This window comes from Paenibacillus bovis, assembly GCF_001421015.2.
In the GTDB taxonomy this organism is placed as follows: domain Bacteria; phylum Bacillota; class Bacilli; order Paenibacillales; family Paenibacillaceae; genus Saccharibacillus; species Saccharibacillus bovis.
This window is the reverse complement of record NZ_CP013023.1, coordinates 1,997,220-2,019,248: the sequence shown is the minus strand read 5'-3', so window position 1 is coordinate 2,019,248 and position 22,029 is coordinate 1,997,220. Positions and strand designations below refer to the sequence as shown.

Sequence of the window (22,029 nt, the reverse complement as noted above, 5' to 3'; positions counted from 1 at the left end):
CTCTACTCCAAATACTTTTAATCGTTAAAATAGAAAAAACAGATGGAGGCTGATGGAAAATGAATAGTAGTCAAAAGCTGCTCGCTTATGTGCAATTGCTGGATGCCAAACTGCCTACTGCCAGTTTTACTCACGCACATCATGTAGAAGAATATGTAAAGGAAGGAAAAATCAACACGTCTGAACAGCTGGAGCATTACCTGTTGGATCATTTGCAGCCCCATTTATTTCAGTGGGAAGCTCCTGCTATCTACAGTGTCTATATGGCCAGTAGTGAACAAGATGCCTGGACGCTCGCACTGATTGATAAAATGATTATCCAGCAGATCGTCTCTGCCGAATCCAGACCTGAAGCCCGCCAGACTGGAAAGCGCTTACTAAAGTTGGCACATAATTTGTATCCCTGGATGAGCTTCACGACTCTGAAAAAAGCTATTGATGAATACGAAGCTATCCTATCACTGACGACACTGCATGCCTGGATTAATTACCATCTCGGCGTAGATCGCGATCAGGCTGTGAGCTGCTATTTGTATACACTTCTCTCCTGCTGCATCAGCCGGGCTGCTGGTCCACTGCAGATAAGTATCCAGGAAGCTGGTAGGCTCACAGATCGGCTTTCCGTGCAAATGGAGCAGCAGTGGCACCAGCAATCCAGTCAGCAGCGTTCTGGCACGCTTATAGACTCTGCCAGCAGTATACTTTAGCCTACCTCTCCTACCTTTTGGACTCTTCGCTTATACCTTCCAGTTCCCTTTCGACCAAAACGCAAATCATCTGCAAATCTAATCGCTTACTTCTCTTGCATCTATTCACAGCCACCTATATAGCGAAAAGAGTCCGGCATCGCTGCGGACTCTTTTCTTTTGGATACACACATATACTATTCACAAAATATAATATTCACTTCGTACAAATCGTTTGCTTTTCCTATTCTTCCTGCTGTCTCGATTTGCGGTATGCTGTAAACTCAATATATTCCTTAATAAATTCTTTTTCATTTTCATTCAATACATCTTCTTGGCAATTCAATTGCCCCATAAGTTCAAAAAAATAAGGGCTGTTCTGTTCCTTGATCATCTCTGCTTGACGTTCCTTGCCAATCAGAAGCCAATCCAGACTGACATCAAAATAGGCTGCGATCTCGATTAGCTTATGGGTACCCGGTGTCGATTTTCCTCTTTTCCAGTCGCCAAAGTTGCCTGTACTGATTTTGAGTTGTTCACAGAATGACTTTTTGGTAATTCCCTTGTTTTTGATCAGTAATTCGATACGTTCATAAATAGATTGAGGCTGCATATAGTTCCACTCCCGACCTTGTCATCTAACAACACTTATATAAGTAATTAATTGTTGATTAAAAACGCATTTAAGTATATACTAACTTTAGCGACATTTTTTTACTTCTTTTCCTGAAACATTATATCATAGGCTTTGCGACAGAAGCCTCTACGTACCGGTTGCACGGTAAGGTAGATTACTTTTTTAAGCAAGGGGTGATATTGTTGAACCGCAAGCAGCCCGTTACCTCTTTTGGCTGGGCAATCAAGCAGCGGCTGGCGGAATTGCAGATGGATCAACAGACGTTTTGTGAGTGTTATGGGATACCACCGTCACGTTTATCCAATTTAATTAATGGTACACGCAAAGCTGCACGCTATCGCAAACAAGTCGCCGAGCTACTGGACATTCCCGAATATCCTCACTGATCGGCGCGCAACATACATATAAGCTATACGGTGTAAAGCAGGATAACGGTTAGCAGCATCAGATGTTCTTTTATGTATTGCCCATACTCATGTTCCGTCGTTCAGTGCATCATTTCACAGCAGATTTGCTTTAGCACAATAAATACAATTATGAATTATAATATAGTATGGTTTGCTTCTGAATTCAATAACCATATTCATCCAGACTTCATTTCATCTATAATTTATTACAAATAAAGAGTCCCTGTTATCTTATCATAACAGGGACTCTTTATTATATTACATATGCGGTCGAGAGGACTCGAACCTCCACGGGTATACACCCACTACCCCCTCAAGATAGCGTGTCTGCCATTCCACCACGACCGCGCAGACAAAATATAAATGGTGAGCCATGAAGGACTCGAACCTTCGACACCCTGATTAAAAGTCAGGTGCTCTACCAACTGAGCTAATGGCTCTTACTATAAAAGAGGATGACCCGTAGGGGATTCGAACCCCTGTTACCTCCGTGAAAGGGAGGTGTCTTAACCCCTTGACCAACGGGCCGTAATTTCTTAACAACAAAAATGATTATACCAATTCTGAAGTTAGATTGCAAGCATTTTTCTAAAATAAATTAAAATTGCATATTTCATTCTCTTTATAAGTATTTTACTTGTAAATGAAATCACTAATACTTATAATCACTTATATAAACTTATATTAAAGCAGAATACTTAGATCACACGATAGTTTGTTTTATTCTTCTCCTCTTTTATCTATTTCCAAGTAAGGAGACTTTACAGATGTATCAAGAAGAACGTATGCTTCATATTCTTAAATACCTGGAAACTCATCAGCGCATCAATATTGAAGAAATCTGCAGTCTTTTTAACGTATCACGTGATACGGCTCGAAGAGACCTAGTTCGGCTGGAAGAGCAAAATTCCATTATACGAACACGCGGTGGCGCTCTGCTGTCTACCGCCAAACTGACTATTCCCAGCTACAAGGACCGTCTCAATACTGTTTCCTCCGAAAAGAAAAAGATTGGTCAGCTCGCTGCCACTCTGATTCGCGATGGCGAACGAATTATCCTGGATTCCTCCACCACTGTACAAGCCTGTGCCGAATTTGTTGAAGCTACTCGCTGCACAGTGATTACCAATTCGATCAATCAGGCAGATATTTTGTCGGATAAGGAAGATATGACGATTCATCTGCTTGGTGGGCAGCTGCAGTCACAGCACCGCTATGTATATGGATCGGCAGCAATCGAGACCCTTTCCCACTACTTTGCAGAACGTGCTTTTATCGGGATCGGCAGTATTTCTGCCAAGGGATTAACCTCTCTGACTGTAGAAGAAGGAAGAATCAAGCACAAAATGATGCAGCAGGCCGAAATGGTGGTCATTCTGGCCGATCATTCCAAATTTGGACGGGAATTATTTTATAAATTTGCTGACTTGTCGGAAATTGATTTGATTATTACAGACCAGGCACCCAATGCCGAGATGACCGAATTGCTGCAGCAGCATGAAGTTGAATTGTGGATTGCCGGTCAACCCCAACCGAAGGAGCTGAGTATATGAGTATCAAGTTAATTGCAATTGATCTGGACGGCACACTGTTAAGCGGACATAGTTATGTAAATGAGGTTAATGCTGCGGCGATTCGCGCTGCCCAGCAGGAAGGTATTATTGTGAGCATTGCTACCGGACGTGCTCATCACAATGTACGTGAGATTCTTCAGCCTACTGGCCTGATCACTCCAGTCATCTCTTCCAATGGCTCTGTTATCCATGATGAGCAGTCCCGGCACCTCTACTCGCTTCCTCTGGAGCGTCAGCAGGCAATGGAAGTACTGGAATGGCTGGAGAATGGCGAGTACTACTATCAGGCACATACCAGCAAAGGAATCTACACTATCAGCAATGGACATCAGCGTCTCGCGGTAGAAGTGGATCGTCTGCTCAGTACCAATCCCGATCCGACGCTGATCAAAATGCTGGAAGCTATGCAGTCGCACGGTGCCAAAGTACAAATGGTACGTGTATCCTCCTATCACGATATTCCCGAAGCAGCCGATTTTTATAATATACTGGCTCTTTCCCTTGATCCGGACAAGCTGGAAGCAGGCCGACTCCATTTTGCCGAACGTGATGATATGACTATGGTGGTGTCTGGCAGTCATAATTTTGAGCTGGAACACAAAGAAGCTTCCAAAGGCAATGCACTCAAGTATCTGGCAGCGCATTACGGTATTCCTATGGAAGAGACCATGGCTATTGGCGATAACTTTAACGATGTCTCTATGATCACGATGGCTGGCAAAGGTGTAGCTATGGGCAATGCTGAACCCGAAGTTCAAGCGATAGCCGATGAGGTTACCCGTACGAATGAGGAAGATGGCGTAGCTCATGCTATTTATCGTGCTCTGGGGATGAATGTCCCTCTGTAAATGCTCATTTTTGGGGTAGAGCTATGCCTTTGATAGAGCTAAGTATGGGTACTTGAATATGGATTGATAAAAAGACTCTTTCCGCAGCAGAAAGAGTCTTTTGTGTTGCACTTTTATTTGAAAATCTGTATATACAGCCAAAAGGAACAATCGCAAGATTCCACCGTGGTGTTTCAAACTTTACGACCGATTGCATCCTGCTGCTGCTGAGTGCATCCTGTTATTGATGATTGCATTTTGCCGTTGGATAGGTGATCACTCTACAACCTCTCCCGCTGAATAGGTATAAAAAAAAGAGCCAGCATATGCTGACTCTTTTAATAGCTATTATGTATACCACACTAGAAATCATATGGCGGAGAGAGAGGGATTCGAACCCTCGCACCGCTTACGCAGTCTAACCCCTTAGCAGAGGGTCCCCTTATAGCCACTTGGGTATCTCTCCAAGAAATGGCTCCCCGAACAGGACTCGAACCTGTGACAACTCGATTAACAGTCGAGTGCTCTACCAACTGAGCTATCAGGGAACAATATTGAATACAAAAATTAATTTACCATGATTCTCGAGGTAAGTCAAGCACTTCCAAATTCAATTTTCCTCCGCATTTGCCACAGCGGTAACGATCGGGGTTCATGCGTCTTTTGCGCAAATATTGAGTGGCACATTCCCGGCACACCAACCGATAACGGTATAATTCCTTCCGTTTAATACCCATCATTTCAGGTGGAATCTGGCAATAACGTCCTCCGCCTACACGACGCAGCCAATACTTGAATTCCGGATCACGATGCTGGTATCCGAGTCCCTGTATGTGCAGATGGTAATGACACAGCTCATGTTTGATAATTTTCTCTACTTCGTCCCTGCCGAAAGCCTGGAGCTGGTGCGGATTGATCTCGATATGATGACTTTTCAAAAAGTAGCGTCCTCCGGTTGTTCGCAATCGGGCATTAAACACAGCCTGATGCAAAAAAGGACGTTCAAAATGCTGCAGTGACAACTGTTCCACCCAGACCTGTAGTTCGTCGTTCGTCATGAATCCCGATATACTCCTTTATATTGTGGTTCCTGCTGATGGTTGATATGCTTCCGGATCGCAGCAGGTGAATAATGCTGCAGTCTTCTCTTGAATTTTAACTTTGTTATGCGATACACTTCAAGTACTTGTTCTGATTTTTACAATTTTACATACCGTATGCCGAAAAGATCTGTATCCAGGCTGCGGACACTTTATTTTAAGGGAGAATATGGAATGACAACCACCGATATGCGCTATGTGATTTTGCAGCACCAGGATCAGCTGCAATATGTGGAGATGCCTGCCGAGTATGCTTATCAGCTCAGCGCACTGAATTTACGACTGCATAAAGAAATTAGCAAACTTACAGCTGATCATGTCCCTTCCCTGCCACGTGCAGTAGCCGAATGCGATCATCTGGAACTACTCAATCCGGAAGCCAGCTTGCTGAATGGTCTGAAGTATATTAATGACCTGGAACAATCTTTTGCAGCCCTGCAGGAAGACCAGTATCCGCTAATTTCCCTGCTAACCGAGATCCGTGCTTTGCAGGCACAACTGGAGCAGTGGTACGAAGAATATGAGGAAGCTCAGCTGTAAACAAGCTTGTCTGCTGCTTGACTGCTCATAGGTGTTACGAACGAATATAATCTACAATGCTATTAAAAAAGGCAGTATGCGCGTTGTTGCATACTGCCTCTTTGTCAGGGATGCCTCTTGAATCCGTATGCAATCTGCATAGCAGTATTGATAAGAGTATGGCTACTCTTACAACTACGCTTATAATGACTGCATATTTACGAGGCATCTTTATCTTTACAGATCTATAGTCATCTGTCTGCTTGATGTTTACTGGGCATTTGCCTGATTGGCAGATGATGGACGCATGGTCAAACCTACTCTGCCCTTTTTGACATCCACATTCATTACCCAGACCGTTACATTGTCACCAACCGATACGACATCCATCGGATGTTTGACAAACTGCTCACTCAGCTGGGAAATATGCACGAGCCCGTCATTCTTGATGCCGATATCTACAAAAGCACCAAAGTCGATAACGTTACGAACCGTTCCCTGCAGCTCCATACCAGGTGTCAGATCTTCGATCTTGAGTACATCGGTACGGAAAATCGGCAGTGGCAGTTCATCACGCGGATCACGTCCCGGACGCTGCAGACTATCCAGAATATCGCGCAGTGTCGGTACACCGAGCTCCAGCGATTCTGCTGCTGCTTCGATATCTACATTAGCCAGTGCAGCTACTGCTTCAGGACTGCCGAGCTGCTCAGGCTTGATATTCAGGGATTTGAGCAGTTTCTTTGTTGCATCATACGATTCCGGATGAATACCGGTGTAATCCAGAGGATTTTCTCCACCTTTGATTCGCAGGAAGCCTACGCACTGCTGCAATGTTTTGGCACCCAGACGAGGTACTTTTTGCAGCTGCTTGCGGCTCATAAAGCGGCCGTTTTCTTCACGATATTTGACGATATTTTTGGCAATCGTCGCGTTAACGCCGGCTACATAGGACAGCAGGGATGGAGATGCCGTATTCACATCTACACCAACATGGTTAACGGCCGATTCTACAACGCCTTTAAGGCTGGTTTCCAGATGTTTCTGGGATACATCATGCTGATACTGACCAACACCGATCGCTTTTGGATCGATTTTGACAAGTTCAGCCAGCGGGTCCTGCACACGACGGGCGATAGAAGCCGCGCTGCGCTGTGCAACGTCCAGATCCGGGAATTCTTCCTGAGCCAGCTTGGAAGCGGAGTATACACTTGCTCCGGCTTCGCTGACAATCAGATAAGCCAGCTTGCGTTCTTCCATCTCCTGAATCAGTTCGGCAATAAACTGCTCGGTCTCCCGGGAAGCTGTACCATTACCGATTACAATCAGTTCAATCTGATGCTCATCGATCATACGGCGGATGGTCTCGGCCGCTTCACGCTTTTTGTTGACTGGTGGCGTCGGATAGGTAACCGCTACTTCCAGCAGCTTGCCTGTCTCGTCTACTGCGGCCAGTTTGCAGCCTGTACGATAAGCCGGATCAACACCCAGCACACGAGTTTCCTTGATCGGTGCCTGCAGCAGCAGATTGCGCAGATTACCGGCAAAGATAGAGATCGCCTGGTTGTCGCCCTTTTCTGTCAGTTCTGTGCGTACTTCACGTTCAATAGAAGGAGCAATCAGACGCTTGTAGGCATCTTCAATAACCGTTCCCAGAATAGACTGCACTGCAGAAGGTCCCTTGATAATCTGTTTGTCCATATAACGGTAGACCGGCTCCGGTGCTACTTCAAGCTGCACTTTGAGGATATTTTCCCGTTCGCCCCGGTTAATCGCCAGAATGCGATGCGGTGGCATTTTTTTGGCCAGTTCGCGATAGCTGTAGTACATTTCGTATACAGATTCTTCATCCGCTTTTTTGGCTTCGGTTACGAGCATACCGTGATCCAGCGTATAGCGTCTGATCCATGTGCGGATCGAAGCATCATCCGAGATACTCTCTGCCAGGATATCCATAGCTCCCTGTAGTGCATGAGAAGCGTCTTCTACGCCTTTCTCCGCGTCAATATAGCGAGCCGCCTCTACCAGTGCCTCTGGCTTCTTGGGCTGGCTCATGATCCACTCTGCCAGCGGCTCAAGGCCTTTTTCCTTGGCTACACTTGCGCGCGTTTTACGTTTTTGACGATACGGACGATACAAATCTTCTACTTCCTGCAGTTTGGATGCATTCTGGATAGATGCAGCCAGTTCACTCGTCAGCTTGTCCTGCTCGCTGATGATGCGCAGCACTTCATCTTTGCGATCCTGCAGATTGCGCAGGTACTGGTGACGTTCTTCAATATCACGCAGCTGATTCTCATCCAGTTCTCCGGTCATTTCTTTGCGGTAACGTGCAATAAAAGGAATTGTATTTCCTTCTGCCAATAGATCAATAGTTGTACGAATTTGTTTGAGCGAGATTTGCAGTTCTCCTGCAATTTGTTTCACGATCCGTTCGCGGATCTGCTGCTCGCTGGCTTTCGCCTGTTCTTCGGTAATCGGTTTTTGTTCAGCCAATCTTATCCCTCTTTCCGCTCTTCCCGCAGGAAGAACCCTGTCATCGTACATATATTATCTCAGACAATAAGTCTGATTTCCACCCGGTATCACGAAATGAATGGGCCTGAACATGCAAAAAACCCGGTGCATTCACCGGGTCCGCTTGCTCACCACAGGCCTAGAAATCTACCAGGCCCAGGCTAATCTGGAGCGAGTCATGCACACGACGCATGGTCTCCTCATCCAGATGTGTGATTTTGTCAGTTAAACGCTGCTTGTCAATGGTACGAATCTGCTCTAATAAAATGACGGAATCCCTGTCAAACCCGTGGGATTTGGCGTCAATTTCCACGTGCGTCGGCAATTTGGCCTTCTGGATCTGTGCCGTAATTGCCGCCACAATGACCGTCGGACTGAAGCGATTACCAATGTCGTTCTGGATTACCAAAACCGGTCTTACGCCACCCTGTTCGGAACCGACGACGGGCGATAAATCTGCAAAAAATACATCGCCGCGCTTTACGATCAATGTCTACACCCCGCTAACTAAGCGGTCCAGAGTGATATCCGCCTCTTCCTCCGCATAAAAAGCTTCACAAGCGATTCTCAGATTGATCTTGGCCATTTCCATGTATCCACGTTGCATTGCTTCGCGGACATGCCGCTTCTTGCGCTCGGTAAGATACCCTTTCATGGCTTTTCTGATTAACTCGTTGCGGTCGGAATTCTCCAACGCTGCGATCCCATCCATCTCCTGCAAAAGCTGATCCGGTAAATGGACCATAATCCCTTGCACATTTTGCATGTTGTCCAACTGTCCAGCACCCCCAAAACCTTTTCCAGCCATACCCCTTAGCTGATTTAACGGCATTTTTACATACGCGAATCCAAGTTTCTGGTCTGCGCCACACGCACATTGCGTGAGGCAACTTTGCTGCCATCATTATAAACCACAATATGGGCGCGCGTACAGACTTTTCATCACAATATGTAAGATTCGCCTCAAAATTCCGGTTTCCTTCTGCTTGAATAGTAATTTTTTACGTATTAAGCAAAGGATTCCAGCGGCTCAGGATATTACCATTTCGGTAATAGACACGCGGTACTCTGGATGCAAGCATGCAAATGATTTCGTAATTGATGGTTCCCAGCGCCGAAGCAAGATCATCAGCAGTAATGGTTTGTTCCTGCTGGCGACCGATTAGGACAACCTCTTCGCCGATTTGGATTTCTTCTGCGCTCTCCGCAAAAGATTTGAGTGATACCATGCACTGATCCATACAGATTGTTCCAATCACGGGGACACGATGACCGCGAATCAGCACCTGCGCTTTTCCGCTTAACATACGCGAATATCCATCTGCATAACCTACCGGCAGCGTAGCTATTTTCTCCTCATTACCCGTAAAGTAACGAGTACCATAGCTGACTCCCGATCCGGCAGGCAGTGTTTTCAGATAGGATACAGCTGTTTTGACGGTCATAACCGGTGTCAGGTCTATCACCTGCTTGTTCACTTCAGTCGAAGGATACAGCCCATACAGTGCAATACCAACCCGAATCATCTGTGGCGACAACTCGGGAGTATCAATAGCAGCGGCACTGTTCCCCGTATGTATAATAGGGATAGTATAACCCAGTCTCCGCAATTCCCGGTCCACCTGTTGGAATCTCTCGTACTGCATCAGTGTATAACTTTTGTCATGCTCATCCGCCTTGGCAAAATGGGTGAACATACCTTCTATTTCCAGAACCGGCACCTGAAAAGCTTTGACAATAAAGTCAGGAGCATTTTCCGGAAAAAGTCCGAGTCTTCCCATTCCGCTATCAATTTTGATATGAGCTTTGAGTTTGCGTCCGGAAGCATCGATTGGCAATTGGCTAATAGCCTCAAGCACTTCTTCCGTAAATACATTTAATGTAACGTCGTATTCATAAGCGACTTCTACCGCTTCGGGACCGGTATAACCCAGTACAAGAATAGGCAGACGCACACCATGCTGACGCAGCTCAATTGCTTCATCCAAAAACGCAACACTCAGATAATCCGCGCCAAGTCTTTCCAGTTCCCGGGATACCTCGACTGCTCCATGTCCATAAGCATTCGCTTTTACACATAATAGCAGCTTTGTAGCATCCGGCAAATTATGACGGAAAGCCTCATAATTGGCACGCAGCGCATCTAGGTTAATTTCAGCTCTTGTTGGTCGATATTGCTGTTGCAATTACAGTCACCTTCTATCCGTTTTTGCCCATACGGGCAATACACCTATGTTAATGCGGAAGCCGGATAACTGTCAATTGTACCTGAGTGAAAAAAGGACAGATGATTTCTTGCTTTTACATCATTTATCCAAGTAAAGAAGGTGCCTTCAACAAACGGAAAATAAAGTGATCGAAAATGATTCGAAATTTCCGTTTCCCGAGGCCAATCATACATCCTGCCCGGCAGTTTGTCCCCTGCAGGATCTGCTGGATACGTGTATACAAAAATGAACCTGAGTGCGCTTGGTTGCTGCATTCATCGGTTCATCCATGTTTTATTACTTACCCGCTTCTTTAAAAATAGAAGCGCGATTTTTGCAGAATTGAAATTTTATGAACATGCTTCATCGGTATACAGAAAAAAACTGCAAGCCGCTGCTGTGCTTGCTGTCCCTTCCGAATTCTTTTTTCCTATATATCGGTCTGAATGCTGCAGATTCTGATACATAAAGAAATAATAGGAGCCCACAGAAAGTGAAAGCAAAAACCGGAAAGATCGGGGAAAGATCTTTCCGGTAGTATGGATAAAAGGAATTTCGATCAGGATACCGCCTGGCAGTTCTTGCCGCCTTTGTTTTTTTCCCGTTCCTTCATCTGGCAGGAAGAGCATACTCCCTGAAAGTCCAGCCGATGATCGGTTACGGTAAATCCAAATTCGCGCTCTACCCGCTTTTCCAGCGAAACAAGCCAGTCTTCCATAATTTCTTCCACATTCCCACATTGTGTACAAATAAGATGATGATGCAAATGGGGACTGTTCGCTGCCCGCAAATCAAACCGTGCTGCTCCGTCTCCAAAATTAACCTTCTGTACAATTTGTAGTTCATTTAACAGATCCAGCACCCGGTACACCGTCGCCATACCGATCTCCGGGAATCTTTCTTTTACCAGCAAAAAGACTTCCTCTGCACTTAGATGATCTTTTTCGTGTTCAAGCAGTACCCGGATTGTTGTCTCGCGCTGTGGGGTCAGCTTATAGCCCTTGGACTTCAGACGCTCTTTGATTCTGTCCACCTGTTCCGTCAGCATCATAATGTCATTCACACCTTCCGGTTTATTTTGCAATTTACATTTCCATATTCGGCCAATTATTCAGTCATTTGTGGAGTGTTGTTATTCCAGTACTATACGTTCAGTACAATAACGTTCAGAAATAGGTGTCTGCGAAAATCGACTTTCGGTACTTTTCCCGCTACTGCATGTATTCTTGTTTTTAAGCATAATACGAAGCTGATGCTTCTTCTATATCTTCACGCACACTGCTCACTCTATTTTCACGATAGATTTATTATATCACATCATATTTATACTTAGAATAATTATAATTCTATAATACCTAAAATAATGATAGCTTGTAAATAGAAGCAGCGAAAAAGCCTTTCAATGCTAACTGTCTGTCTTTAGCATCCTTCTTATGTCATTATATATATTATGGTTAGCAGCGAAGACAGAATTTGTCGTCTGGATTTAATCTTATATTCTCTTTAATCAAAATCAGCAGACAACATACCTTTTTATCCACTTGAATTTAGATTGGAACGAGCTTACTTAATTTCAAAAAATGTATGATTTTCATTTCCATATTTTAATAATCGTCATGCTAGGAGATAGCGATATAAAACAAAATCAGAGATCTTTTTGTTTATTGCAATACTTGTCTGTTCTCAGACCCAATAAAGTAAGCTGGCGCAGCGCCTTGTACATACAACTATTCTTCCAGCTTTATAAATGTAAATACTATTGTAGCTGATTCAAGTTCTATATTCTTTTGAAGCGTTATATATAGGAAAAGTAATGAATGCGGTTACATATTCTTCAGAAAAACCCTTACGGGCTTTTATTTCTATAATGTACATATAATAATAAGGAATTAATTTTCTATTTTATTAACGTTAACAAAAACATTAATTATTAATATTAATATTGACCGATTAAGAAATGTATGTTACATTCGGTTTGTAAATTTATGCAATAAAAGCCCAAAAAAAGCGCTATTACATCGAAGTCATAAACATGCATGTTAGGAAAGGATGAAGCACGTTGTCACACTCTAATCTAAAAGCCAAAATGATCGTTGATAAGGCCTTCCGGATCGCAGAAGTGGATAAAAGAATTTATGGTTCTTTTATAGAACATCTGGGCAGAGCAGTATATGGCGGTATTTATGATCCTTCTCATCCGTCTGCTGATGAAAACGGTTTCCGTAATGATGTCAAAGAACTGATTCAGGAGCTGCAAGTTCCTATCATCCGTTATCGGGGGGGAATTTTGTATCCGGTTACAATTGGGAAGATGGCGTAGGACCTGTAGACTCCCGTCCCAAACGTCTGGAACTGGCATGGCGTACTGTCGAGCCCAATGAAGTCGGTACCAATGAATTTATGAAATGGGCCAAGCAAGCCGGCTCCGAAGTGATGATGGCTGTAAATCTGGGAACACGTGGTATTGATGCTGCCCGCAACCTGATCGAATATTGCAATCATCCCGGCGGTTCCTACTATAGTGATCTGCGCAAACAGCATGGTTATGCAGATCCATACGGTATCAAAACCTGGTGTCTGGGCAATGAAATGGATGGTCCATGGCAGATCGGTCACAAATCAGCCGAAGAGTACGGCAAGCTGGCACTGGAGACAGCCAAAGCAATGCGTCAGGTTGATCCTTCGATCGAACTCGTAGCCTGTGGCAGTTCCAATACAGCAATGCCGACTTTCCCGCAGTGGGAAGCTACAACGCTTGATCATACTTATGAAGCGGTAGATTATATCTCCCTTCACCAATACTATGGCAATCAGGATAATAACCCGGCCAACTACCTGGCGAGATCCATGGACATGGATCATTTTATCCATACGATTATCTCGACCTGTGATTTTGTCAAAGCCAAAAAACGCAGCAAAAAAACAATGAACCTGAGCTTCGATGAATGGAATGTATGGTATCACTCCAACGAAGCGGACAGCAAAATGGACCCTTGGAGTATCGCTCCTCCACAGCTGGAAGACGTATACAACTTTGAGGATGCCCTGCTGGTCGGCAGTATGCTGCTGACATTCCTGCGCCGTGCCGACCGTGTAAAAATGGCTTGTCTCGCACAGCTGGTCAATGTTATCGCTCCGATCATGACCGAAGATGGCGGACGTGTATGGAAACAGACGATTTTCTATCCTTATATGCATGCTTCCGTCTACGGACGCGGTGTATCCCTGAAGCCTGTTGTTGACTCGCCGGTATATGATGCTACCGATTATACAGACGTTCCTTATCTGGACAGTGCCGTTGTCTATGATGAAGAAAATGAACATCTGACCATCTTTGCACTGAATCGTCATCTGACGGATTCGCTGGATCTGAACTGTGATGTACGCTCTTTTGAAGGATATCGCATTGTGGAACATATCGTTCTGGAAAACGACAATCTCAAAGCGGTGAACACTGCAGATCAAGAACAGGTCACTCCACATAACCAAGGTCAATCCCAGCTGGATGATGGCATCCTGACTGCACGTCTGGCGAAAACATCATGGAATGTGATCCGACTCCGCAAAGCCTGAGCTGCTCATCCTTTCCTTTTATGAATACGTTATCATCTGCACCAAAGTGGATGATAACGAGCTTCACCCATGTACAGGTTCGAATTTTATGAGGAGGTCATTCCATGTTTGGTAAAAAAAGCTGGTTAATCGTATTAGCTTCTGTAATGATGTTATCTCTTGTACTCGCAGGCTGCGGTGGTAAAGGAGCCTCGGACCCGAATCAACTGACATTTATGTTCCGCGGCGGTCCGGATGAATTGAAAGCCTATACAGCGGTAGTAAAGCAGTTTGAACAAGACAATCCAGGGATCAAGGTAAAAGCAATCCAGACCAACCCGGATCAATATGCTGCCAAATTACAGGCTGCAATTACGGGTAACAGCGTACCGGATGTATTTTTCTACAACCCGGCTGATCTGAAAGCCTACACCAACAACAACATCCTGCTCGATATTACCAAATACATTGAGAACAAACCGGATGTGGATCTGAAAAATATGTGGCCACAAGGTGTGGATATGTATCGCTATGACGGCACCGAAGTAGGCAAAGGCGCGTTGTATGGTCTGCCAAAAGATCTGGGTCCTTTCGCTCTCGGATACAACAAAACCATGTTCGAAAAAGCAGGCATCCCACTGCCGGACAAAGACAAACCTTACACATGGGATGAATTTATCAAAGTTAACCAACAGCTCACCAAAGATACAGACGGTGACGGCAAACTTGACCAATTCGGTACCGGTCTGAACGCAGAGTGGACATTGCAGCCATTCGTATGGAGTAATGGTGCTGATTGGCTGGATAAGACACATACCAAAGTAACTATCGACGATCCTAAATTTATTGAAGCATTGCAATTCTTTGTAGATATGCAGAACAAATACAAAATCACTCCAGCTATTGAACAGGCACAAACCCTGGATACCTACCAACGCTGGATGAGAGGCGAACTGGCCTTCTTCCCTGTCGCTCCATGGGATCTGAGTACATTCAAACGCGAACTGAAATTTGATTATGACGTGATTCCATTCCCGGCTGGTTCCACAGGCAAAGCTTCCTCATGGGTAGGCAGTCTGGGTATCGGTGTATCCAACAAAACGGCTAATCCGGAACTGGCAGCCAAACTGGTAACGTATCTCTCCGCTTCACCAAGTGGACAAAAATCCCTGGTGGATGCAGGCGTACAGATTCCTAACTTGCAGGATATGGCTAAAAAATGGGCAGCTGACACGTCCAACCCTCCTGCCAACAAAGAAGAATATCTGCAAATCGTTAACGACTACGGCAGACCGCTGCCAGGTCAATACACTTATAATGCAGAATGGTATGCACTGTTCTTCACCGATCTGCAGCCAGTACTTGATGGCAAAATTGCCGTCGCTGACTTTGTAAAACAGGAACAGCCAAAAATGCAGGCTATGCTGGATCAGGCTGTAGCTGCCGAGAACAAAGCCAAAGAAAACAAACAAAGCAAATAATATTCTCCACTCTACTGCATGATCAAATCAGCAAGAACGTTATGTAATAACAGCGAAAATGATGTTAGTGTTCTCAGGCTCTTTCCGGGAGGCTAACATCATTTTCATTACTGTACTGTAGCAGTGCTGCAATGCCTATTTAGAAACATAGGGGTGAACTTATGAAAGCGACTTCTGATATTTACCAGGAAGGAAATGCGAGCATGGTTAAAAAGAGATCCAATCTGTATCGTAAAGAGAAAATTTATGGTTTCCTGTTCATTTTGCCGCCAGTCATTGGCTTTTTGCTGTTTACACTTTATCCGGCTCTTTATTCCGTATATGGCTCTTTCACCGATTGGAACGGACTCGGTCAGATGAACTTTATCGGTCTGGACAACTATAAAACATTGTTCACGGACAACTTTTTCTACACATCCATGTATAATACATTTTTCCTGATGATCGGTATTCCGATTGGACTTTTGCTGTCCCTGCTGCTCGCACTTGGACTGAACCGCAAAATTCCGGGCACGACCGCTTTCCGTGTTATCTATTATGTTCCGGTTATCTCTTCACTCGCTGCGATCTCTATCCTGTGGCAATGGGCATATAACGGTGATTACGGTCTCGTTAACCAGTTCCTCGGACTATTCGGTATCAAAGGTCCCAACTGGCTGGCCAACACCGCTACTGTTAAACCAGCAATTATCCTGATGACGATCTGGAAAGGTCTTGGCTTCTCCATGCTGCTATATCTGGCTGCTCTGCAAAGTGTATCCCGCACATACTATGAAGCAGCTGAACTCGATGGTGCAAGTGGTTTCAGCATGTTCCGTCATATTACCTGGCCGATGGTTAAGCCGGTAACCTTCTTCCTCGTCGTGACCAATATCATTGGTGGTTCCCAGATCTTTACGGAAATTAACATTATGACGCCTACAGGCGGACCGGAGTACTCTTCCGCTACAGTCGTATTCTACATCTGGCAAAAAGCATTTGAGAATCTGCAAATGGGTTATGCCTCCGCGATGGCCGTTATTCTGGGATTGTTCATTTTCATTGTTACTCTGATTCAGTTCAAGATGAATGAGCGTTCCTCATTCGATATGGATTGATCACGATAGAGAAGGAGTGAGTTAAGAGATGGTATACAGCAAGCAGCAAAAAATGACTAATGCGATTATTTTCATTATTTTATGTATAGGTGCGGTATTTATGATTCTGCCGCTGCTCTGGATGATCTCTACATCGTTCAAAAACCGTGAAGCAGTATTCGCTCTGCCACCGGAATGGATTCCAAAAGACTTCCAATTTGCCAAATACGCAGAAATCTGGACCGCTGGGCCGCTGATGAGTGGTATTATCAACAGTCTGATTGTAGCGATTACGGTAACTGTAATCGGTACGCTGACATCCAGTCTGGCCGCTTTTGCATTTGCCAAAATGCGTTTCCCTATGAAAAACCAGATCTTCCTGCTGCTGCTGTCATCGATGATGATTCCATATCCAGCAGTTATGATTTCCCAATTTATTATGTTCTCGGGATGGGAATGGGTAGATACCCTGCTGCCGCTGATCGTTCCGGGTCTGTTCGGTAACGTAGTAATGATCTTCTTCCTGCGCCAATATCTGTACAGTATTCCGAATGCAATTATTGAAGCCGCCAAAATCGACGGTACTTCCTACTTTGGCATCTATGCGCGTATCATCGTGCCGCTGATCAAACCGGCGATTGCTGCGCAGCTGATTCTGTGGTTTATGGGAATCTGGAATGACTATCTGCCTCCAATCCTGTATCTGAACTCTCCGGAAATTCAGACCTTGCAGCTCGTTATTGCAAACTTCAATGCCAGCTATGCGATTCAAAGTGATTATCCGCTGATTATGGCTGCATCGGTTATCTCCCTGCTGCCAATCCTGATCATCTTCCTGATCTTCCAGCGTCAAATTATTGAATCCGTAGCGATCTCCGGGGTGAAAGGATGAGTATCCTGTTCCCTGCCTCCCCTCCGGTCGACAAGCTGTATGATACAACCATTCTGGATGACGAATCCAAATGGACTATAAACAACGCCCATGATCCGGGGATTCTCAAAACGGATCATGGTTACTACATCTATTCTACCGACGTCCGTATGGGCGGCGAGCTGACTCCAGGCGTTATGGTACGCCGTTCCCAGGATCTGATTCACTGGGAATGGGTCGGTTACGCCCTTCCGGGCATTCCGGAAATTGCTGCCGAGTGGTCACAGGCGATTAATCTCTGGGCACCGGATGTAGTCAAAGTCGGCGACAAATACCGAATGTATTACTCGGCTTCGACTTTTGGCAGCACACGTTCAATGATCGGACTGATGGAAAGTGATTCTCCGGAAGGTCCTTGGACAGACTGCGGCTGCGTCGTTCGTACACAGGAAGGCGACGGTCCCAATGCGATCGATCCTCATGTTGTGAACGATACAGAAGGCCAGCAGTGGATGGTGTACGGTTCCTTTTTTGGCGGTATTCATATTTTGCCACTGGATCAGGAGACAGGTAAACCTACTATAGAAGGATTTGGTACGCTGCTGGCGATTCGCGATAAAGCGACGGTCGATGGTGCTATAGAAGGGCCCTATATTGTGTATCATCCCGAATTCAAAAAGTATTATTTATTTGTATCCTATGATTCGCTGTTCAGTGACTATAATGTGCGTGTGGCTCGTGCCGACCATATTACCGGTCCTTATACGGATATTCACGGTCATGTGCTCACCGATCTGGACTATCGTCCACAGCATGAAATCGGCAACAAAATTGTGGGTGGTTACCGCTTTGAGGAAGGTGAAGGCTGGATCGCTCCGGGACATAATTCCGTTCTGAATGACGAGGGTACGTTTTACATCGTTCATCATGCACGTGGTGAGCAGGACAAACACTGGTCTTACCTCCATATCCGCAAAATTCTCTGGACGGCAGACGGATGGCCGGTTGTTTCACCGGAGCGTTATGCCGGGGAGCAGGAACAGGATCTGGAAGCTGACCAATTGACAGGACAATGGGAAACGATCCTGCTGAATCCGGGAGAAAACGGCCAGATTTCTTCGGAACCACTACAGCTTCACACCGATGGCAGTCTGAATCATAATGGTCAGACTGGACACTGGAAGCTGCAGGATGCCCGTACGCTGATGTTGGAGTGGACGAGTACTTCCGGTGCAATTCAGCACAGCGAGGTCAAGCTGCTGCCTTCCTGGGATTGGGAAAGACATTGTTCTACAATTGTCTTTACTGGTATGACCGGACAAGGCTGGTCCATCTGGGGCAAACAAATTGCATCGAAAACTATATAATGGTAGCATGAACATAAAAAAGGGAAGAAACGAATGTTTCTCCCCTTTTTTTATGGCCTGTTATCTAAAGCGTTTACAATCAGACCTGCTTCTCCAATTCGTTTGACGGTGAACCGGAATGCACTAATTTGTCATAATACAGACGGAATACAATATCCTGGTTGTAGTTACCGAATCCGCGTCCAAACAGGGTCAGGCCTCCTACATGCTCGGAAGAAGGCTCTACCGCGATGCGCAGTGTCCACTGCCGATCACGCACATTCACATGATCCAGGTTGATGTCTGATATTTTGATACCATCCATATACGTACCGTCTCTGGATACCTGGAGATGCTTCAGCAGTCCATACTGATTGACGATATCCGGCCACCATTGCGGGTTGTACTTACCGCGCTTGTCACCAAAGTCCCCCGGACTGGTCCATGTACCCAGGTTAACATCATTCAGATAGAAGGTGATATCCGAAGGAAATCGATTATCCGTAAGCGGCGCTTCGGAAGCAATTTCCAATGAAACGAGCAGCTCCAACGGGTTTTCCGTAGATAACAGAAAATTAGGAATTTTATACTCGATAAAGCCTTCGCTAAACCAAAGTATTTTGGCCTGAAAGCGTTCGGCATCAAAGAAGTATCGTGTATCATCTACCTGACCGATAAATTTCTCCGGTGAGGCCAATCCACAGGTCGGCTCTACCTGAAGATCGGTATAATGTCCGATCGAGATTTCACTCTCATGATACTGGCGAAGATGCTCGATTTTGTTCGGGAAAATGATATTCGCTTCTTCAACCTGAAGAGAGCACACTTTCTGTACGCCGCCCTTGCCGGGCTGCATATTTGTAGAGATAATAGCTGCTTTTTCGAGTTTCTTGACGTGCATGGAGACGATGGCGCTGGTCAAACCAACAGCCTCCGCCAGCTCGCGAATATTCATCGGTCGTTCAGCGAGCAATTGAATGATTTTGTGCCGTACACTGCTGGCCAGTGCTTCGTATACTGGCAGCGATTTATCCGAGATATCCAGATTCATATTCAGGCTCCTCCATTAGCGAGTGTGTACCATTAATATATACCTTTCCACTATATCCTTATGTTAACAAAAATACAAACGTTATCACTAGTTATTCTCAAATTTTATATTACCTGTTAATATAAAGGTGCATTTCAAGGCAATTCAACCATATTAAGGAGGAATTTATTTATGATTAATATGAATATGAATGCAAAAGAAAGCAAAGGTACAATCAGCCGTTATCTGCATGGACAGTTTGCCGAGCATCTGGGCCGGTGTATTTATGAAGGTATGTGGGTAGGCGAAGATTCTCCTATTCCCAATACAGACGGGATTCGCAACGACGTTTTGAAAGCGCTTCGAAAATTACATATTCCTGTGCTTCGCTGGCCGGGAGGATGCTTTGCCGATGAATACCACTGGAAAGACGGCATAGGTCCACGTGAGCAGCGTGCGCGCATGGTCAATAACCACTGGGGCGGTGTCGAGGAAAACAATCACTTCGGCACCCATGAATTCCTCCGTCTCTGTGAACTGCTCGATACCGAGCCTTATATCAGCGGCAATGTGGGCAGCGGAACCGTCCATGAGATGCAGCAGTGGGTCGAGTATATGACTCTCGACGGAACATCACCTATGGCAGACCTGCGCCGCCAGAATGGACAGGAGCAGCCATGGAAAGTGACCTATTTTGGAGTAGGTAACGAAAACTGGGGCTGCGGTGGAAATATGCGTCCGGAATATTATGCCGATCTGTACCGGCATTATGCTACGTACGTTCGCAATTATGGAGACAATACTATTTACAAAATTGCCTGTGGTCCGAATGTGGATGATTATCACTGGACAGAGGTACTGATGCGGGAAGCCGCACATATGATGGATGGACTCAGCCTTCACTATTATACTCTTCCGTCCGGCGAATTTTTCCCTGTCAAAGGATCGGCTACGGACTTCACGGTAGAAGAATGGTTCCAGACGCTCCGACTGACACTGCATATGGAAGAACTGATCGTGAAGCATTCACGCATTATGGACAAGTACGATCCGGAGAAGAAAGTCGGTCTGATCATCGATGAGTGGGGCATGTGGACTGATGTAGAGCCTGGCACCAATCCGGGCTTCCTGTTCCAGCAAAATACGATGCGTGATGCCCTTGTCGCCGGTGTGAATCTGAACTTGTTCTACAAATTCTCGGATCGGATCAAAATGGCCAATATCGCCCAGATGGTCAATGTGCTGCAGGCAATGGTTCTGACTGAAGGCGACCGGATGATCCTCACTCCTACGTACCATGTTTTTGATATGTATCAGGTTCATCAGGACAGTGAGCGTCTGGAATTGCAATATGAGAGCCCCGAATACAAGCTGGGTGCCCAGTCTATTCCCAAGATCAGTGCAGCTGCTTCCCGTGATCGGAGCGGCAAGATTCATCTGACGATCTGCAATCTGAGCCATTCCGACGGGGAATCATTCTCCTGCAAAATCGATGGTGCGGACCAAGAATCGTACAGTGTGACCGGTCAGCTACTGGCAGCAGATGCACTGAATGCACATAATACTTTTGAACAGCCGGAAAATGTAGCCCCTGCTGCCTTCGAGGTATCTTTGTCTGCAGATGGCATCCTGAGTTTCCAGCTTCCTCCTGCTTCGGTAGCTGCTATTACACTGGCTTAGGACGTGTCTGTGATGAATGATGTGCGTGCATCGCGTCCAGATTCGAAACAGGGCTGCAAAGGCTGTAATCGTAGTCCACAGCTGTCTGCGGAGAAGATAGAGCGACTAGTGACCATTGCATTGCAAGGCAAAATGGCAGATGAGCTTACCGAAGCGTCTGTTCAGCAGCAGCGATTTGATTGCTGCATGTCCTGCCCTTCCCTGCAATATGGCACGACCTGCAAGCACTGCGGCTGTCTGGTACATATACGTACCCGGTTGGCTGCATCGTATTGCCCTTCCCCTTACGGCTCACGATGGCAGATGTAGAGACTGACTGGGTGACCAGGATACAGGAATGACTATGCTGATTAGTGTGGAATTGCTGCCTAGTATATTATTACGATTAGCATGCATCTGCTGTTCAGTATGTTGTTCCGGTTAATATCAGTCTTTCTACTATTCCTGCTATAAAACAGGAACATGCCCTGGCAAGGGTTATGGATAACAGAAGATCTTCCGGAAGAGCAGGAACAATAA

At 45.5% G+C, this 22,029-nt stretch carries 19 protein-coding genes, 5 tRNA genes and 1 pseudogene; 12 read left to right on the top strand and 13 right to left on the bottom strand.

What is annotated here, in order from left to right; all coding sequences use genetic code 11:
- The first annotated feature begins 59 nt into the window (after window positions 1–59).
- The gene (locus AR543_RS08555; protein WP_060533523.1) at window positions 60–707 is read left to right on the top strand and encodes an urease accessory protein UreF; all 648 of its coding nucleotides are present in this window, start codon (window positions 60–62) and stop codon (window positions 705–707) included.
- Between the two features lie 223 nt (window positions 708–930).
- On the opposite strand, the gene AR543_RS08550 is transcribed toward AR543_RS08555, so the two are convergent.
- Window positions 931–1,299, bottom strand: a complete 369-nt coding sequence (locus tag AR543_RS08550) for a helix-turn-helix domain-containing protein (RefSeq protein WP_060533521.1) — start codon at window positions 1,297–1,299, stop codon at window positions 931–933.
- A gap of 206 nt (window positions 1,300–1,505) precedes the next feature.
- On the opposite strand from AR543_RS08550, the gene AR543_RS08545 reads away from it, so the two are divergent.
- Window positions 1,506–1,709 (top strand): helix-turn-helix domain-containing protein, encoded by a 204-nt coding sequence (locus tag AR543_RS08545; protein WP_060533520.1) that lies wholly within the window; start codon window positions 1,506–1,508, stop codon window positions 1,707–1,709.
- Between the two features lie 286 nt (window positions 1,710–1,995).
- On the opposite strand, the gene AR543_RS08540 is transcribed toward AR543_RS08545, so the two are convergent.
- From AR543_RS08540 to AR543_RS08530, 3 genes are all read right to left on the bottom strand, one after another.
- A tRNA-Leu gene (locus AR543_RS08540) sits at window positions 1,996–2,078 on the bottom strand.
- Between the two features lie 16 nt (window positions 2,079–2,094).
- Window positions 2,095–2,170, bottom strand: a tRNA-Lys gene (locus tag AR543_RS08535).
- Between the two features lie 16 nt (window positions 2,171–2,186).
- Window positions 2,187–2,258: transfer RNA gene (locus tag AR543_RS08530), tRNA-Glu, on the bottom strand.
- A 239-nt stretch (window positions 2,259–2,497) separates the two neighbouring features.
- On the opposite strand from AR543_RS08530, the gene AR543_RS08525 reads away from it, so the two are divergent.
- Window positions 2,498–3,283, top strand: coding sequence for a DeoR/GlpR family DNA-binding transcription regulator (locus AR543_RS08525; RefSeq protein ID WP_060533518.1), 786 nt, complete (start codon window positions 2,498–2,500; stop codon window positions 3,281–3,283).
- Complete coding sequence (locus AR543_RS08520; RefSeq protein ID WP_060533516.1) at window positions 3,280–4,152, top strand: Cof-type HAD-IIB family hydrolase; 873 nt, start codon at window positions 3,280–3,282, stop codon at window positions 4,150–4,152. Before AR543_RS08525 ends, AR543_RS08520 begins: the two co-directional genes overlap by 4 nt.
- A gap of 353 nt (window positions 4,153–4,505) precedes the next feature.
- On the opposite strand, the gene AR543_RS08515 is transcribed toward AR543_RS08520, so the two are convergent.
- From AR543_RS08515 to AR543_RS08505, 3 genes are all read right to left on the bottom strand, one after another.
- A tRNA-Ser gene (locus tag AR543_RS08515) sits at window positions 4,506–4,597 on the bottom strand.
- 6 nt (window positions 4,598–4,603) lie between these two features.
- Window positions 4,604–4,679 (bottom strand) — tRNA-Asn (locus AR543_RS08510).
- Between the two features lie 24 nt (window positions 4,680–4,703).
- Complete coding sequence (locus tag AR543_RS08505; RefSeq protein WP_060533513.1) at window positions 4,704–5,189, bottom strand: SprT family protein; 486 nt, start codon at window positions 5,187–5,189, stop codon at window positions 4,704–4,706.
- Between the two features lie 216 nt (window positions 5,190–5,405).
- Between AR543_RS08505 and AR543_RS08500 the strand changes: the two genes are divergently transcribed.
- Window positions 5,406–5,771, top strand: coding sequence for a hypothetical protein (locus tag AR543_RS08500; protein WP_060533511.1), 366 nt, complete (start codon window positions 5,406–5,408; stop codon window positions 5,769–5,771).
- Window positions 5,772–6,020: 249 nt separating this feature from the next.
- On the opposite strand, the gene AR543_RS08495 is transcribed toward AR543_RS08500, so the two are convergent.
- From AR543_RS08495 to fur, 5 genes are all read right to left on the bottom strand, one after another.
- Window positions 6,021–8,246, bottom strand: coding sequence for a Tex family protein (locus AR543_RS08495; protein WP_060533509.1), 2,226 nt, complete (start codon window positions 8,244–8,246; stop codon window positions 6,021–6,023).
- A gap of 160 nt (window positions 8,247–8,406) precedes the next feature.
- Complete coding sequence (locus AR543_RS08490; protein ID WP_017812889.1) at window positions 8,407–8,757, bottom strand: type II toxin-antitoxin system PemK/MazF family toxin; 351 nt, start codon at window positions 8,755–8,757, stop codon at window positions 8,407–8,409.
- Window positions 8,758–8,760: 3 nt separating this feature from the next.
- Entirely contained in the window at window positions 8,761–9,042 is a 282-nt protein-coding gene (locus AR543_RS08485; protein ID WP_026136141.1) for a CopG family ribbon-helix-helix protein, read from the bottom strand.
- 226 nt (window positions 9,043–9,268) lie between these two features.
- Entirely contained in the window at window positions 9,269–10,453 is a 1,185-nt protein-coding gene (gene alr / locus AR543_RS08480) for an alanine racemase (protein WP_060533506.1), read from the bottom strand.
- Between the two features lie 580 nt (window positions 10,454–11,033).
- A complete protein-coding gene (gene fur, locus AR543_RS08475; protein ID WP_017812885.1) occupies window positions 11,034–11,525 on the bottom strand; it encodes a ferric iron uptake transcriptional regulator in 492 nt (163 codons plus the stop codon).
- A gap of 1,035 nt (window positions 11,526–12,560) precedes the next feature.
- Here fur and arfA point away from each other — a divergent pair.
- The 5 genes and pseudogenes from arfA (at window position 12,561) to AR543_RS08450 (ending at window position 18,821) form a co-directional block, all read left to right on the top strand.
- Window positions 12,561–14,047: pseudogene (arfA, locus tag AR543_RS08470) on the top strand (arabinosylfuranosidase ArfA).
- A 104-nt stretch (window positions 14,048–14,151) separates the two neighbouring features.
- On the top strand, window positions 14,152–15,507 hold the full coding sequence (locus AR543_RS08465) for an ABC transporter substrate-binding protein (protein ID WP_060533504.1): 1,356 nt from the start codon (window positions 14,152–14,154) through the stop codon (window positions 15,505–15,507).
- Window positions 15,508–15,668: 161 nt separating this feature from the next.
- Window positions 15,669–16,604: a carbohydrate ABC transporter permease gene (locus AR543_RS08460; RefSeq protein ID WP_017812882.1), complete on the top strand. Its 936-nt coding sequence runs from the start codon at window positions 15,669–15,671 to the stop codon at window positions 16,602–16,604.
- Window positions 16,605–16,632: 28 nt separating this feature from the next.
- Entirely contained in the window at window positions 16,633–17,475 is an 843-nt protein-coding gene (locus AR543_RS08455) for a carbohydrate ABC transporter permease (RefSeq protein WP_060533502.1), read from the top strand.
- On the top strand, window positions 17,472–18,821 hold the full coding sequence (locus AR543_RS08450; RefSeq protein ID WP_060533500.1) for an arabinan endo-1,5-alpha-L-arabinosidase: 1,350 nt from the start codon (window positions 17,472–17,474) through the stop codon (window positions 18,819–18,821). The genes AR543_RS08455 and AR543_RS08450 overlap by 4 nt, the downstream gene beginning before the upstream one ends.
- Before the next feature lie 79 nt (window positions 18,822–18,900).
- Here AR543_RS08450 and AR543_RS08445 read toward each other — a convergent pair whose 3' ends face one another.
- The gene (locus AR543_RS08445) at window positions 18,901–19,851 is read right to left on the bottom strand and encodes an ArsR/SmtB family transcription factor (protein ID WP_060533498.1); all 951 of its coding nucleotides are present in this window, start codon (window positions 19,849–19,851) and stop codon (window positions 18,901–18,903) included.
- A 171-nt stretch (window positions 19,852–20,022) separates the two neighbouring features.
- Between AR543_RS08445 and AR543_RS08440 the strand changes: the two genes are divergently transcribed.
- Together AR543_RS08440 and AR543_RS08435 are read left to right on the top strand one after the other, a co-directional pair.
- Window positions 20,023–21,510: an alpha-N-arabinofuranosidase gene (locus tag AR543_RS08440; protein ID WP_060533495.1), complete on the top strand. Its 1,488-nt coding sequence runs from the start codon at window positions 20,023–20,025 to the stop codon at window positions 21,508–21,510.
- Window positions 21,511–21,618: 108 nt separating this feature from the next.
- On the top strand, window positions 21,619–21,819 hold the full coding sequence (locus AR543_RS08435; protein WP_227871865.1) for a hypothetical protein: 201 nt from the start codon (window positions 21,619–21,621) through the stop codon (window positions 21,817–21,819).
- Window positions 21,820–22,029 lie beyond the last annotated feature (210 nt).